The 15216-nt window shown below is 58.3% G+C and carries 13 protein-coding genes and 1 pseudogene; 5 read left to right on the forward strand and 9 right to left on the reverse strand.

All coding sequences use genetic code 11. The features are described 5' to 3' along the window. Nucleotides 1-69: 69 nt before the first annotated feature. From DWA01_RS12850 to DWA01_RS12870, 6 genes are all read right to left on the reverse strand, one after another. Nucleotides 70-1113, reverse strand: coding sequence for a heme-dependent oxidative N-demethylase family protein (locus tag DWA01_RS12850; RefSeq protein ID WP_114286233.1), 1044 nt, complete (start codon nt 1111-1113; stop codon nt 70-72). Between the two features lie 11 nt (nt 1114-1124). After that, nucleotides 1125-2090, reverse strand: a complete 966-nt coding sequence (locus DWA01_RS12855) for a PDR/VanB family oxidoreductase (RefSeq protein WP_114286234.1) — start codon at nt 2088-2090, stop codon at nt 1125-1127. Then, nucleotides 2087-2698, reverse strand: a complete 612-nt coding sequence (locus tag DWA01_RS12860) for a dimethylamine monooxygenase subunit DmmA family protein (RefSeq protein WP_114286235.1) — start codon at nt 2696-2698, stop codon at nt 2087-2089. Before DWA01_RS12860 ends, DWA01_RS12855 begins: the two co-directional genes overlap by 4 nt. 72 nt (nt 2699-2770) lie before the next feature. Continuing rightward, nucleotides 2771-3904: an aminomethyl transferase family protein gene (locus tag DWA01_RS12865; protein WP_114286236.1), complete on the reverse strand. Its 1134-nt coding sequence runs from the start codon at nt 3902-3904 to the stop codon at nt 2771-2773. Nucleotides 3905-4062: 158 nt separating this feature from the next. Further along, nucleotides 4063-4236: a hypothetical protein gene (locus DWA01_RS23320; RefSeq protein ID WP_200832573.1), complete on the reverse strand. Its 174-nt coding sequence runs from the start codon at nt 4234-4236 to the stop codon at nt 4063-4065. 22 nt (nt 4237-4258) lie between these two features. Next, a complete protein-coding gene (locus DWA01_RS12870; RefSeq protein WP_114286243.1) occupies nt 4259-5653 on the reverse strand; it encodes an ammonium transporter in 1395 nt (464 codons plus the stop codon). A 203-nt stretch (nt 5654-5856) separates the two neighbouring features. Here DWA01_RS12870 and DWA01_RS12875 point away from each other — a divergent pair, with 203 nt between their 5' ends. The 4 genes from DWA01_RS12875 to glnT all read left to right on the forward strand — a co-directional run bounded on the left by DWA01_RS12875 (nt 5857) and on the right by glnT (nt 10176). Further along, nucleotides 5857-6753 (forward strand): class II glutamine amidotransferase, encoded by an 897-nt coding sequence (locus DWA01_RS12875; protein WP_114286237.1) that lies wholly within the window; start codon nt 5857-5859, stop codon nt 6751-6753. A 1-nt stretch (nt 6754) separates the two neighbouring features. Beyond that, nucleotides 6755-7438 (forward strand): GltB/FmdC/FwdC-like GXGXG domain-containing protein, encoded by a 684-nt coding sequence (locus DWA01_RS12880; RefSeq protein ID WP_114286238.1) that lies wholly within the window; start codon nt 6755-6757, stop codon nt 7436-7438. A gap of 10 nt (nt 7439-7448) precedes the next feature. Continuing rightward, nucleotides 7449-8786 (forward strand): FMN-binding glutamate synthase family protein, encoded by a 1338-nt coding sequence (locus DWA01_RS12885; RefSeq protein ID WP_114286244.1) that lies wholly within the window; start codon nt 7449-7451, stop codon nt 8784-8786. A gap of 73 nt (nt 8787-8859) precedes the next feature. Further along, nucleotides 8860-10176, forward strand: a complete 1317-nt coding sequence (gene glnT, locus DWA01_RS12890; RefSeq protein WP_114286239.1) for a type III glutamate--ammonia ligase — start codon at nt 8860-8862, stop codon at nt 10174-10176. A gap of 90 nt (nt 10177-10266) precedes the next feature. On the opposite strand, the gene DWA01_RS12895 is transcribed toward glnT, so the two are convergent. Then, nucleotides 10267-11109: a DMT family transporter gene (locus DWA01_RS12895; RefSeq protein WP_114286240.1), complete on the reverse strand. Its 843-nt coding sequence runs from the start codon at nt 11107-11109 to the stop codon at nt 10267-10269. Nucleotides 11110-12000: 891 nt separating this feature from the next. On the opposite strand from DWA01_RS12895, the gene DWA01_RS12900 reads away from it, so the two are divergent. Continuing rightward, a complete protein-coding gene (locus DWA01_RS12900) occupies nt 12001-12687 on the forward strand; it encodes a polysaccharide biosynthesis/export family protein (protein ID WP_160116043.1) in 687 nt (228 codons plus the stop codon). Nucleotides 12688-13261: 574 nt separating this feature from the next. On the opposite strand, the gene DWA01_RS12905 is transcribed toward DWA01_RS12900, so the two are convergent. Both DWA01_RS12905 and DWA01_RS23145 read right to left on the reverse strand, forming a co-directional pair. Next, nucleotides 13262-14581 (reverse strand): glycosyltransferase, encoded by a 1320-nt coding sequence (locus DWA01_RS12905; protein WP_114286242.1) that lies wholly within the window; start codon nt 14579-14581, stop codon nt 13262-13264. Continuing rightward, a pseudogene (locus tag DWA01_RS23145) lies at nt 14568-15216 on the reverse strand (glycosyltransferase); the annotation flags it as partial. The gene DWA01_RS12905 and the pseudogene DWA01_RS23145, both read right to left, overlap by 14 nt.

The following is a 15216-nucleotide window of genomic DNA, read 5'->3' on the forward strand; positions in this document are numbered from 1 at the left end:
GCCGGTGAGGGGAACACACCGGCACAGTCTGAGCATCGCCAACGTAGAAACTGGGCGTGGCGATGCTGCTCAGTCGTCAGGGAAAATCCCGTCAGAGGTTGCGGCGCCATCATCATATTGTGACAGGTATTCGAGCATAAGCGGCTGATTGGCGATAAAGCCTTTGTAGGTTGCCAGTTCCTCGGGGATACCGCGCACCACGCGGTGCAGGCGGCGGCCCCATTTGGGCACCGAGACCAGATCCTCGAAACTACAGAGATAGGCGCGGATCGGGAACGCGATGGCGTTGGAGCGGGGCAGGCGGAACAGGGTTTGCAGTTCAACCCGCAGATGTTGTTGCTGCCCGATGGTGTCGATGGTCATGCCGGTCTTCATCGGCCCCCATTTGTGATAATTCTCCGGTGAAGTGTCCAGCAGCGGATTCACCGTCATGGTCCAGTTCAGCCGGCGTGTCGGGGCGCCTTGCTGCAGGTTGAGCAGGAATTTGAGCGCACGCACAAAAATACCCATTTCATGCGCTTTGGGCACCGGCGCATGCCATTCAAAGAAATTCATGCCGATGTCAAAATCCAGCGACCAGTCGGCCTGGGTGGTGATCATGCCCGCGTCCATCCAGAGATTGTCGTCGCGCTGGTCCAGTAGCGCAAAATCGCCCTGGGTCTGGCGGGTGATGTATTCCAGCGGGCCGCAGGGCAGGGTGCTTTCATCCAGAAAGGTGAACTTCTGCTCGATCTGCATCGGCTTATTGACCCAGTGCCAGGCATTGCCGTTTTTGCTCAGGGAGAACATGTCGGGATAGTCGCGCGCCTTGGCCTCCATGATATATTCCAGCAGATCCCAGCCCGCGAGCGTCATATGCGGTAGCGACTGGCAGCGCAGCGGATCATCGGCCAGCACCTGGGCGCGCTCTTTCATCTCGGCCAGGTAATGTTCGTCGACATCAAAGGCGAATTCAAACGGTGAGCCGGGGCGCAGCGTGGTGTGCGGCTCGAGATTCACCGAATACATGTAGCTGTCTTCGTGGAACGGGAAGGGGAAACGTGCAATCGCGGCCGCGGAATTGCGGAAGGTGAAATCGTCGCGGAAGGTTTCGTCGTTGAACTGAATGGTCATATCAATTTCCTTTAGCGGTCCAGAACCAGCGTCTTGCCTTCAAAGCGCGAAACGCAGGGCATGATCACCTTGCCGGAGCGGTGTTCTTCTTCGCTCAGCCAGTGGTCGTGGTGTTTCAACTCGCCGTCATGTTCCAGTACTTTGGTTTCGCACTGGCCGCAGGCGCCGCCGCGGCAGAGATAGGGGGCGTCAACACCGGCCGCTTCAATTGCTTCCAGCAGTGACTGATGTTCGCCGACACGGATGGTCTTGTCTGAGGCGGCGAGCCTGACGTCAAAGGGCCGGCCCGATACGGGGGCGAGAAATTCCTCGTAATGCACCGCTTCGCGCGGCCAGCCAAGTTTTTGTGCCTGGCCACGGACCCAGTCGATCATGCCTTTGGGGCCGCAGACATAGAGATGGGTGCCCAGCGGTTGTCCGTCGAGCAGGGTTTCAAGCTGAATGCGCTGCTCCAGGTCATCATGGTAGATGTGCACCTTGCTGGGGAACTGCGCGCTCAGCTCGCTGGCATAAGTGCCCAGAGAGGCGGTGCGCACGGAATAATGCAGCTCAAACAAGCCGTTGGTGGCGGCCAGCTGTTTCATCTGCGCCATGAACGGGGTGATGCCGATACCGCCGGCGATCATCAGGTGTTTTTTGGCGCGCAGGTCCAGCGAGAACAGGTTCACCGGGTTGGAAATCACCATCTCCATGCCTTCGCGCACCTGGCTGTGCATGAACAGCGAGCCACCTCGGCCCTGATCATCGCGCCGTACCGAAATGGTGTAGGCGCCGCGGTTGGCCGGATCTGACATCAGCGAATAGGGGTTCAGCCGGGTGAGATCGCCGTCGCGCATCTCCACCACAGTGTGGGCGCCGCCGGAAAACGTCGGCAACTCGCCGCCGCCGGTGCGGACAAATTTGAAGCGGGTGACCAGGTCGTTGATTTTCGTGACGCCGGCGACAGTGACATTGATATTTGCGGTTCCTGCGCTCATCTGAACAGCTCCACTTTTTCGGGCACATTGCCTGGCTCTTCGGCATCAACACAGACCGCCTGAAACGCGGCGAGGCGGCGGGAATAATGGTCGCGCACAAACAGGTTCAACCCGCAGTGGGAACATTCAAACGGATCAGTGGTGACGTTCTCGGTGATGCCTTTGCAATGCACACATTGCATGCGCCGCGCAGTAGATCCGCGATGTTCGGTCTGGATGGCGGTGTGCGGGATGCCGGCAGATGTGGCAGCATACATCGCCTGGCCCATCAGGCTTTCGGTGCCACTGAGGCAGACTTGCAGCCCCATATGCGCCTTGGCAAAGGCGTCGCCAATGCGCTGGCTGGCGGCCGCGTAGGACGGGCCGGCGTAAAATTGCGCTGGTTTCAGCGCTTTCAGTTGCGCGGTATAAGTGTCACCCGATGCTCCGGGAATATAAATAATATGGGCCCTGGCCCATATCTCAGCAGGCGCTGTAGCGGCGAGGTCCAGAATGGCAGCGGCACCGGCGCCATCGGCGATCAGCAGGTGGGATTTGCCGCCGCGGGGTTCTAACACACCGTAGACCGGGCGGCTGCGGATCGCGGGCGGAAATTCTGTTTTGGGCATTTGGGCAGCTCTTCTGTCGGTTCAGGTCCGCAAACCGGGGCGCCGCGCGAAACGAGGGCGCCCCGGAAGTGTTCAGCCTTTGGCGGTGCGGCGCTTTTTCTCCGGGTCATGGAACGGCATTTCTTCCGCGGTACAGGCGATGTCGCCGCTGGCATTTCGCACTGTCAGTGCGGTGCCATTAACCGCGCAATCCACCGGCATGCGGGCAATGCCCACGTTGTGTTTGTTGAGCGGCGAATACATGCCCACGGTGACAATGCCGACCTGTTTGCCGTCTTGCAGCAGCGGCGCGCCTTCGTCGGCGGGCTCAGTGCCTTCGAGCCGCACGCCGAAGATATTAAAGCGCTCGCGTCCCTTCAGACGGTAATGTTCCTCGGCCCCACGGAAACCGGTCTTGCCGGGGGAGACAGTGAAATCCAGCCCCAGTTCCCACAGGGTGTCGCCGTGTTTTTCGTCCTCAAACGGGTACATGTCCGAGTTATCATAGGGAAAGAACAGCAGATAGCTTTCGGCGCGCAGCAGATCCAGCGTGGTAAAGCGCGTCGGGATGATGCCCATCGGGGCGCCACGTTCCACCAGCTGGTCCCAGATATGACCGGCGTCCTGCGCCCGGCAGAAGATCTCATAGCCGCGCTCGCCGGTATAGCCGGTGCGCGAAATGGTGACGGGCTTGTCAAACAAGGTGGTGTGGATATGGCTGAAATAAACCACGTCGCGGATGCCGGGCACATATTCCTGCAGGAAATCCACCGCCATCGGCCCCTGTAGCGAGATGTCATGCAAGTTGTCGTCAAAACGTACATCCACATCACGACCGGTGGCCGCCATGGTCAGTTGCTCATGGCCCTGGCCCGAGCCATGCACCACCATCCAGGAATTCGGACCCATGCGGTAGATCACACAATCGTCGACGAATTTGCCGTCATCATTGAGCATGCAGGCATAGGTCGAGCGGCCGGGTTTGATCTTTTCGGCGCGGCGTGTGGTGGCGCGGTCAATCACCTGGCTGGCATGCGGGCCGGTGATATGCACCTTTTTCAGGCCCGAGACATCCATAAAGCCGGCGCGGGTGCGGATCGCCATATATTCTTCTGCCTGGTCTTTGTCATAGGACCATGCAGTGCCCATGCCGCTCCAGTCTTCCAGTTCAGAGCCCATTGCGCGGTGGCGGTCGGCAAGCGCCGAAAATCTCCAGGACGTGGCCATAATCTTCTCCCGATATTTTTTTGTGTCTGTTAGCGTCATTCAGCCCTGGTGCGCGCAAGAAAGCAAGAATGAGATGCAACTTTATTTCCCACCAGGCAATTTTTACCAAAAAGAAGGGCCGCCCGTGAGGGCGACCCTGATGTTGTGTCGCGGTCGGTTTACTTTTCGACGCGCTTGTAATGTTTTTGCTCAGCCCGGTTGCCGGCCCAGAGGGTATAGACGCAGATCACCGCAGCAATCAGAGTATAAACCCCTGGCATCACAGTGCCCCAGCCGATGAACATGGCGCCGTCCACGACGTCCCAGCTGGCAGTTTCAAATGGAAATCCCATAGATTGTCCTTTCTGGTTTCAGTTATTCGGCAGGAGCCGCAGAGACAGGAATGCCTTCAGGATAACCCTGTGCCGGTACTTTGGTGGTATCCAGACCAGCGATTTCCGCTGCTGCCGGTGTGCGCAACATGCCCATTTTCTTCAGGATGAAAGACACCCCGTAGCCCGGGACAAAACCCAGCAGGCCAAACACAGCGGCGCCGATGATCTGACCGGTCAGGGTGATGACAGGCACTTCGCCTGCTGCACCCTGGAGCGCCGGGAACCCGCTGGCCATTACGCCCAGCATGATCACGCCATAAAGGCCGATGGTGCCATGAACGGTCACCGCGCCAACCGCGTCATCAATGCCGCGGCGTTCCAGCCAGTCGGCACATGGTTTCATGATGATACCTGCGCTGAAGGCGATGACGAAGGCCTGAGCCGGGAAGTAGATATCCAGGCCGGAAGCGGTCGAAATGATACCAGCAAGCGCGCCGGACATCATCCAGAACGGGTCTTTGGTAAAGATCCAGGCGCCAATAATACCGCCGGCAACAGCCATCAGGATGTTGAACGACAGGGCCGACAGGGTGATCGGGGTGCCATAGATCGTCGCACCTTTGTCGCCAAACCAGGACCAGGCTTCACCCGGTACAATCACACAGGCCATCAGGAAGCCAAAGAAACCAACGATGATCAGCATCAGACCGGTGATCGTCAGCGGCATATTGTGGCCGGCGATGTGGTTTGCTGAACCGTCGGCGTTGAACTTGCCGATGCGTGGCCCGAGATTGATCAGAACCCCAAGGGCAAAGAACCCGGCAACGGCGTGCACCAGACCGGCAGCGCCAAAGTCATGTACGCCAAATTTGGTGACCAGCCAGCCATCCGCGTGCCAGCCCCAGGCTGCCGCTACGACCCAGGCAAACGAGCCCAGTACGATCGCGAGGATAATAAAGCCAACGGTCTGGATGCGCTCAATCACTGCACCGGACATGATGGAAGCGGTGGTCGCTGCAAACAGGGCGAATGCACCAAAGAACACGCCAGAAGCCTGATCCGCGATATTCGGTCCCATATACTGCGCCGCGTCGCCCCAGCCGAGCGCGATGCTGCTGGCGTATTCGCCACCAGAAATGCCTGCCGGACCCGCCGAAAGGGTGATGCCTGTGGGAAGTGCCCAGTAGATCCACCAGCCAAAGAAGTAGAAAGTCGGAATCATAAAGGCGAAAGCCAGAATGTTTTTGACCCCGGAGGACAGTACGTTCTTTGTGCGGGACGCCCCCATTTCATAGGCCAGAAAGCCGGCGTGAATAATGATCATCAGCGGGATAGTCAGATAGTAAAAAGTCTCTGCAAACATGGTGTTGGTCACACCTGCGCTTGCCGTCAGCTCGGCCAGTTGGGCCGTTAGCTCTGCAATTTGTTCTTCCACGTTTTCCTCCATGTCGATGTCGGATCGCTTGTTTGTTCTCTATACATTGTTCTCTGTGCGTCGCGATCTCACTGAATAAAGAGCATGAAAATTCGTTTCACACCAGTAAAACTTACCCAGCATGAAAAAATGTTTCCTCACGGTTGAGCCGTGCGATCTTTGGTGCTAGCGTCGCCTCAACACAAATGCGGAGGAGCGCGCCGATGTGCGGCATTGTTGGACTATTCATCAAAGACAAAACACTTGAGCCAAGGCTGGGCGAATTGCTTACCGAAATGCTCATCACAATGACGGACCGCGGGCCGGACAGCGCGGGCATTGCGATCTATGGCAATAGCGCAGGAAATAACATCAAACTGACGGTACAGTCGGACAATGCCGAGCAGGATTTTGCCACGCTGGCAGCAGACCTCGGCGCCGCAATTGATACAGTTGTCAGCCTGAGACGGCGCGATTCGCATGCGGTTCTGGAACTGCCGGCGGACAAGTCTGCTGCGGCCCGTCAGGCTATCGCGGAACTGCGCAGCGGAATGCGCGTTATGAGCGACGGCGATACCATTGAGATTTATAAAGAAGTGGGTCTGCCTGCGGATGTGGCCGCCCGGTTTGACCTCTCGTCGATGAGCGGCACCCATGGAATCGGGCACACGCGTATGGCCACCGAATCAGCGGTGACCACTGAGGGCGCGCACCCGTTTTCGACCGGCGCGGACCAGTGTCTGGTGCACAACGGCTCACTCAGCAATCACAACAGCCTGCGCCGCAAGTTGATCCGGGAAGGCATGCGCATCGAAAGCCAGAACGACACCGAAGTCGGTGCTTCTTATCTGAGCTGGAAAATGCAGAACGGCGCCAGTCTCGGCGAAGCGTTGGAAAGTTCACTGGAAGATCTGGACGGGTTCTTTACCTTCGTTGTCGGCACCAAAGATGGATTTGGCGTTGTGCGCGACCCGATCGCCTGCAAACCTGCGGTGATGGCGGAAACCGATCAATATGTTGCTTTTGGTTCGGAATACCGCGCGCTGGTGAACCTGCCGGGCATTGAGGATGCCAAAGTCTGGGAACCCGAACCCGCAACCGTTTATTTCTGGAGCCACTGAAATGCAGGTATTTGATCTTGAAGCCGAGGGTTTACGGGCGCTGAATTCGAGCCTGCATGAGCTGAATGGCAGCACTGAGCCAGGCCGTTGGGAAATTGTGAACCCGAAGGGCAGCCACGCGATTGCGGTTGGTCTGGATGCGCCGATTGAGGTGACCGTCAAAGGCTCGACCGGTTATTATTGCGCCGGCATGAACAAGCAGGCGACTGTAAACGTGCATGGCTCGGTTGGCCCGGGTGTGGCAGAAAATATGATGTCGGGCGCTGTCATTGTTGAAGGCGACGCCAGCCAGTACGCCGGTGCCACCGGCCGTGGTGGGTTGCTGGTCATCAAAGGCAACGCCTCCTCGCGCTGCGGTATTTCGATGAAGGGCATCGACATCGTAGTGCATGGCAATATCGGCCATATGTCCGCCTTCATGGCTCAGGCCGGTAATCTGGTGGTCTGCGGTGATGCCGGCGACGCGCTGGGGGATTCGCTTTATGAGGCGCGGCTGTTTGTGCGCGGCTCCGTAAAAAGCCTTGGTGCGGATTGCATCGAAAAAGAGCTGCGCCCGGAACATATCGAGATTCTCAAGGATCTGCTGGCGCGCTCTGGTGCGGACGCAAAACCGGAAGAGTTCAAACGGTACGGCTCCGCCCGTCAGCTTTACAACTTCGACGTTGATAACGTCGGCGCCTACTGAGGAGATGGTGATGAAAGATACCCAAAACAACATCCCGCGCACGATCCCGCAGCAGTCCGCGACGTTTTCCAACCCGATCAACGCCGAGATCCGTCGGGCGGCTGCAACCGGCATTTATGACATCCGCGGCGGTGGTGCAAAGCGCCGGGTGCCGCATTTTGATGACCTGCTGTTTCTCGGCGCCTCAATCTCGCGCTATCCGCTCGAAGGTTATCGTGAGAAATGCGATACCAGCGTTGTGCTGGGCACCCGCTATGCCAAAAAGCCGATCAGGCTGGACATCCCGATCACCATCGCCGGCATGAGCTTTGGCGCGCTGTCGGGCCCGGCAAAAGAAGCGCTGGGACGCGGGGCGTCGGCGGCGGGCACGTCGACCACCACCGGTGACGGCGGCATGACATCTGAGGAGCGCAGCCATTCCACTCAGCTGGTCTATCAGTACCTGCCATCGCGCTACGGTATGAACCCGGACGATCTGCGCCGGGCGGATGCGATTGAAGTTGTGGTGGGGCAGGGCGCCAAACCAGGCGGCGGTGGCATGTTGCTGGGGCAGAAAATCTCTGACCGGGTCGCGGATATGCGCACCCTGCCCAAGGGCATCGACCAGCGCTCGGCCTGTCGTCACCCGGACTGGACCGGGCCGGATGATCTGGAGATCAAGATCCTCGAGCTGCGCGAGATCACCAACTGGCAGGTGCCGATCTTTATCAAAGTGGGTGGCACACGGCCCTATTATGACACGGCTCTGGCGGTGAAAGCTGGTGCGGATGTGGTGGTTCTGGATGGGATGCAGGGTGGCACCGCCGCAACCCAGGACGTGTTCATTGAACATGTTGGCCTGCCGACGCTCGCCTGTATCCGCCCGGCAGTGCAGGCGTTGCAGGATCTTGGCATGCACCGCGAAGTGCAGCTGATTGTGTCGGGCGGTATCCGCTCTGGCGCCGATGTTGCCAAAGCGCTGGCCATGGGGGCCGACGCGGTGTCCATCGGCACCGCTGCGATGATCGCCATCGGCGACAATGATCCGAAATGGGAAAGCGAATACCAGAAACTGGGCACCACCACCGGCGCCTATGATGACTGGCATGAAGGTATGGACCCGGCCGGCATCACCACCCAGGACGCCGAGTTGATGAAACGTGTCGACCCGGTCGAAGCGGGCCGTCGCCTGAGCAACTACCTGAAGGTGATGACGCTGGAAGCGCAGACCATCGCGCGCGCCTGTGGCCATAACAAGCTGCAGAACCTGGAACCTGAGGATCTTTGCGCGCTGACAATGGAAGCGGCCGCCATGGCGCGTGTGCCGCTTGCCGGCACCAGCTGGTACCCGGGAAAAGAAGGCTTCTGAACACATTACCGGGCGTGCTCTTAATGAAGGGCACGCCTTTTTTATTAAACAACAGGGAAAGGAAAGTGGAACCATGACGATCGATCTGGCTGCTTTCGCAAAAGAAAAAGACGTAAAATATTTTATGGTCACCTATACCGATCTGTTCGGTGGCCAACGCGCTAAACTAGTGCCCTCACAGGCCATTGCCGGCATGCAGAAAAACGGCGCCGGTTTTGCCGGGTTTGCCACCTGGCTCGACCTGACACCGGCGCATCCTGACATGCTGGCAATGCCGGACGCGTCCTCGGTTATTCAACTGCCGTGGAAACCCGATGTGGCCTGGCTGGCGGGCGATTGTGTGATGGAAGGCGCACCTGTCGCGCAGGCGCCGCGCAATGTGCTCAACCGTCTGATCGATGAGGCGGCCAAAGAAGGGCTGCATGTGAAGACCGGTATTGAAGCCGAGTTTTTTCTGCTGACCCCGGACGGTGAACAGGTCTCTGACGAGTATGATAATGCGGTCAAACCCTGTTATGACCAGCAGGCGGTGATGCGGCGCTATGATGTGATCTCGGAAATCTGCGACTACATGCTGGAGATGGGCTGGGGCCCGTATCAGAACGACCATGAGGACGCCAATGGCCAGTTTGAGATGAACTGGGAATATGATGATGCGTTGAAGACGGCGGACAAACACAGCTTCTTCAAGTTCATGACGCGCTCGGTGGCGGAAAAACACGGCTATCGCGCCACGTTCATGCCCAAGCCGATTGAAGGTCTGACCGGCAATGGCTGTCACGCTCATATTTCAGTCTGGGATGCGCCTGGTGCGGACGCGCGGGTCAATATCTTTGCCGATGACAGCAAAGAGCTGGGCCTGTCGGACAAGGGCCGCGCCTTTCTGGGCGGCATTATGAAACACGCCAGCGCGCTGGCTGCGATCACCAACCCGACGGTGAACAGCTACAAACGCATCAATGCGCCGCGCACCATGTCGGGTGCGACCTGGGCGCCCAATTCGGTGACCTGGACCGGCAACAACCGCACCCATATGGTGCGGGTGCCCGGGCCTGGCCGGTTTGAGCTGCGGCTGCCGGACGGGGCGGTGAACCCCTACCTGCTGCAGGCGGTGATCATCGCTGCCGGTCTGGACGGGGTGCGCACCAACGCCGATCCGGGCAAACGCTGGGACATCGACATGTATGCCGAGGGGCACAAGGTCACCGGCGCGCCAAAACTGCCGCTGAACATGCTGGATGCGCTGCGGTTTTTCGATGAGGATGAAGGGCTTAAGGGGATGATGGGGGATGAGTTCTCCAGAGCCTATCTGAAGATGAAACATCAGGAATGGGATTCGTTCGTGTCGCATTTTTCGCGTTGGGAAAAAGACAACACGCTCGACATCTGATCCTGTATTTACTGTTGCGCCGGGCATGCCGGGCGCAACAGTTTTTCTTTGGGGGAACCGGTCACTTGCCCGGCTCGAAGGGCCGGGATCCTAGAACCCCAGCCAGGCAATGCCGCCAAAGGTGAGCGCGACGCTGAGCCATTGATTCCGGGTCATATCCTCGCGCAGCACAGCCCAGGCCAGCACCACGGTGACAAGGCCAAACAAGGATGAGCTGACGGCAGCGAGTTCCGGGCGCGGCAGGCTGCCAGAGAGCAGAACCAACCCGAGCGCAAGCGCGTCCAGCACCCCCATCACTGCGAGAAATGGCAACAGCCGCAGCGGCAGGCGGGCGGATGTGCGCGAAGCGATCATCAGCGCCGCCACCGTGACAATGGCCGCCGCGCGACTCAGAACCAGAACCGGCAGTCCGGCGCCCGCCTCGGCCGCCGCCTGGCCAAGCGCAAAGGTGCCGGCAAAACCGATTGCCGCGACCACGCCCCAGAGCACTGCCGGCAGCCGGGCCGGGCTTTTGTCATCTTCCGCTGAGAACAGCGCGATCAGTGCCACGCCGGCCACCACCAGCAGCACCGCCGCCCATTGCGCGGCGGACACCTGGCGCCCGGACATCATTGCCATTGCAATGGAAAGCATCGGATAGGCGCCGATCAGGGGGGCCACCAGTTTGACCGGGCCGATGGCAAAGGCACGGTATAATGCGTAGGTGCCGCCGGCAAACACGGTGCCGGATGCGGCGGACAACAGTCCGGCTGACAGGGTCAGCCCGGACCAGTCGCCCCAGATTAAGGCGACGGCGGAGACAAGAACCGCCCCGGTCAGCAACACGGTCAGCATGGCAGGTAAAATGCCGCTGCGCTGGCTGACATATCGCACGCAAAGGTCATGCACGCCCCAGGCCAGCGCCGCGAACAGCCCGTATATCAGTGCCTGCATCTATTCGTCCTTTTCTGCTCTGCCAGTCGGGCTGACCGTGACCTGCCATAGCGTAATTTATTTTCCTGGGGAAAGCCTTTCGGGGGGGGCTGGCCTTCGCGAGTCCTATTGGCTTGCTGTTTCTGGTTTGCAATTTTTTTGGCACCAAAGTCAAAATCCATCGCCGCAACGGGCCTGGTCTTCAGAGTCTCGCGCGGGCGTCCGGCCTCTGCGGCGCCAATTCAGTTTCAGGGGGTCTGTCAGCGCCCTCTAGCTTGGTGCCAATCATATCTCGCGGGACCTAATGCGTAGGCATCAGGGAAGGTCAGTGCTGCCAATCGTTTGTGGCAGCATGTGCATGCGGCCCGCCGCTACATACTGGCAATATCCGTTGCGGTGGATCACCAATCTGCGCCCGGATTTCTTTAAACACAGTGCAAACGCAATGTCTTAAGCACACTTTTGAGACGATTGCAGGGTTCTGTTCCGCGTGAGCAAGCAAGCGGGAATGGTTATGAGGTGTCCCAGATATCTGCCTGGATCATTTTCGGCGGTCTGAATTAACAGACAAAAGGAGACAAAACCCCGTTTATCGTTGGCGTGTTTTTGAATTGAAAAATTTCTTGATGTCTCGAATACATTCAGCATTGAGCGCACCGCGTGTATTGTATGTCCGGCGTATGATCTGCTTTTTCTCCGAAAGTTGGAGATGTTCTGTGCAACCGTGTAGGTCTTAGCCACTCCTGCCGTTGGTGTCACAAAACGCGCTTATGACAGTTCCAAGACAGCTCATACTGGCAAGTAGATTGTGTCGACGCGGAGCTGTTTCTTCAAACAGTGAAACTGTCTAACGGTCGTTTGGCGGATACCTGCAAACCAACATGGACGCCTCGACGTTCAAAAAGGACTGCCTTGAAATTGTTACGTAAAACCTTGGAAGCATTGATTGTCGTCGCTTTCGGCGGTTGCGCTTCACTGCCCGGGCAGGGTCCGAACGTCGTCGATATTGCTCTGATCGGCGAGTCCACAGATGGGGCGCGAGCGGAGCGTGCATTTAATTTAGTTGAACTCACGCCCGGTGTGATTGGCGCGGTTGGGGCCGAGGCATCGGTATCGATATACTCAACTTTTGATGGTGTCGTACCTGAAACCAATGTGACACAGATTGGTATCGGCGACAGGTTGGCTGTCCGAATTTGGGAAAATTCTCCAGACGGTCTTTTTTCTAACGCCGAGAGCAAAAGTTCCTCATTTCTGGCTGTCGTAAACCAGTCCGGTGAAATCTACATTCCATATGTTGGCGCGCTGTATGTCGTAGGCCTCAGCCTGGATGCAGTACGTCAGAGAATTGCCGATGGACTGGAGGGCCGTGCTGTTGATCCGGAAGTTGTCGTTCTCCTTGAGGAGAATGGTGCTCAGAGTATCGCTGTTGTCGGTGACACGCGTTCCCCCGGGCGGTTTGACATACCAGCCAGCGGTTTGCGGTTGCTGGATGCGGTTGCGCTCGCGGGCGGCGCGCGTGAAGCCAGTTTCAATACCAAAGTCAGCATAATCAATCACACAAACGAACCAGAGCCTCCAAAACTCAAACCACTCTGACTACCCACTTCATATGACGACGGACACGGTCGGTGATCGTCGTTTCAGGAAGAAAAGCGAGGCCGCACTTAAGGACAAAATCCGCAGTTCCCGGGTCATCATGATATCTCATTCTGAGAAAACCATCCGCGAATAATTCGATTGCGGGCTGCTGGTGCATGGCGCCAAGCTCTATTATTATGACGATCTCGACGCGCTTATGTCCGACTACAAACGCTTCTGCTAGTCATTTTTGCAGTTCTGATAGGAGTGGCCCCGTTGCGGTTTAACTCCGGGTTTTTCGACCCATATCTGCTGTGAACGGGCCGGGAAACGGCAATCAGTCCGGCGGGATAATTTCGCCGTGACGCGCAGGTCACAGGCAGCCACCAGAGGTCTGACGCGACCGCAGAAGGCCTCGTATCCTCTGGCAGGGCCTTTGAGCCTGAAATGGTTCAGAAGTATCTGCGCCTGAGATCTGAACCTGAGACCTGGGTCGCCCGGAGTCGGAATGTTCCGCGGATGCCTTCCTGATTAATGAGGCAAGGTAAAAGCGACCAGGCGGGTTATCGCAACAGGATATGTTGACAGGGGATTACCAGATCACTTTGTTGACGAGGGCTGAGTAGTCAAAGACTTCTTCATTGCCTGGCGCGAGAACCTGGCGGGCTGAGCGCTGGTAAAGAGACCGTCGGCCGTGGAGGGCAAATTCACTGGCGATTTTGACAATCCCCTGGGCGTAGTGGTCGGGCCGGTGGGTCTGTAACAGGTGGCTACGGCCCTTTTCCCCGATATCACGCCCCAGGCTGCGGTCGCTGGCCAGTCTGTGCAGCAAAGAGATCAGGCCGGCGGTATCATCGTCTGTCGCGACCTTAAACACCGTGTCGTCCGGAAGCCCGGCATACCAGGCGTGATCGGACACCACGGAGGCAGCCGCTGAGTCCCAGATACGCAGCTGACTGCCGCTGGCCTCGCCCATGGTCGGAAAGCGCAGGTTAAACACCAGATGCGATTCCGCGAGCATTTCATCCAACACCTGCTCTTTCACAAAGCCGTGGAGGTGCACCCGGTCCGTCAGCCCCAGATCGTCAATCCGGTTCTGGACATAAGCCGGATTCCAGAGCTTGCCGAGGATGTCAAATCTGAAGTCGATCTCATGCCGCACCTCAGCCAGAGCCTCCAGTATTTGTTCCGGGCGCCGGTTGGGGCCGATATAGCCAAATTGTACCAGCCGCAGCCGGTCGCTGATGCGTTTGGGCCGCGGCCAGTGATGCGCGCGTGCCGGGTAGGGCAGGTTGAGCTGGTAACAGGGCAGGTCGGTGCGCGCTTTCACAGCCGCAAAGGCCGCGTCGGTGTGGGTCAGTACCGCACAGGCGCGCCCGAGGGCAATCTCAAATCCTGGCATCGTGGCGACCAGATTGTAGGGGGTGATGTCATCATTGAGAAATTTCCGACCAGCCTCTGCGCCGGGCTCACCGTACCACTTTTCCATCTCCGACAGGTACAGATCCGGCGATTGATTATCAAAGCGGACCATATCGCGGCACAGTTCCTGAATGGCCAGATCATGCAGTACGATCACCGCAGGCAACCGGTGCGCCAGGCGCAGGAAACCACTGTGAAAGAGCCAGGAATTGCCGATGTGAATGAATATGCTCTCGCCGGAATGCGGGGCAATGGCGGTCTGCAAATCAGCTGGAAGCACCTGGTCCGGATCCAGCTGGCGCACCTGGCATATGTTTTCCAGCGCAGGATCCCAGTCCGGCGTATCTGTCCATAAAATGACCTCAGCCAGCCGGGTCAGCTCGGGCAGAATCCGCAGAGTGTAATTGGCAATATCGGTTTCACCCGGGGGCAAAGGCGAGACCCAGTGCACCCTGGGGCGCTGGCGCAGAGGCAAATCAATCTGCATCATGAGTGCCTCTTACCAGTCGGTGAAACGCGTCTTCTGAACAGGGGAGCGAGAGCCTGTTGGACCGGCCTGTTTCGGCGATACTTCCGACGCCCGCCTGGAAAATTCTGAGCGAGAGCCTGCCTTGGGCGGTCTCTGCCGGGGTCTTGTCAAGGCGCAGGGACAGGCAGCCGGCGGCGCCGGGGGCAATTGCGGTGTCCAGTGGCAGATAAATATTGGTATGCACAAGATAGCCCTCAGAATTGCTCCATTCCGCCAGCACACACATGGCGTGTTCGCCTGTTACCGTCCACCAGAGCGGCGATTGGTTGGTCACGCTGACGCGGGTCAGACCGGTCTGGGCCTCCGCACTCAGAACCGAGATTTCGCCGGACATTTTAATCGGGTTGCCATGATATAGCTGCTCCGGTGCAGCGCCTGGCTCCCCAGTTTTTTTGCCGACATAAAAGATGGTTTCACCGCGCAGGGTCAGATCGTCATTGCGCGAAAGCAACAGGTCTGCCGTCTGCGCGTTGATGTGGTCATCATACACGTCAATGGTCCGCAGATGTTCGGTTTCAAAGCCTGCCGACTGTGCCAGGCGCTCGACCTCTCTGGCGGTGTATTCGCGGTTGTGGCGACCGTAGACGCCGCCGGTG

The organism is Candidatus Halocynthiibacter alkanivorans, from assembly GCF_003333265.1.
GTDB classification, from domain to species: domain Bacteria; phylum Pseudomonadota; class Alphaproteobacteria; order Rhodobacterales; family Rhodobacteraceae; genus Halocyntiibacter_A; species Halocyntiibacter_A alkanivorans.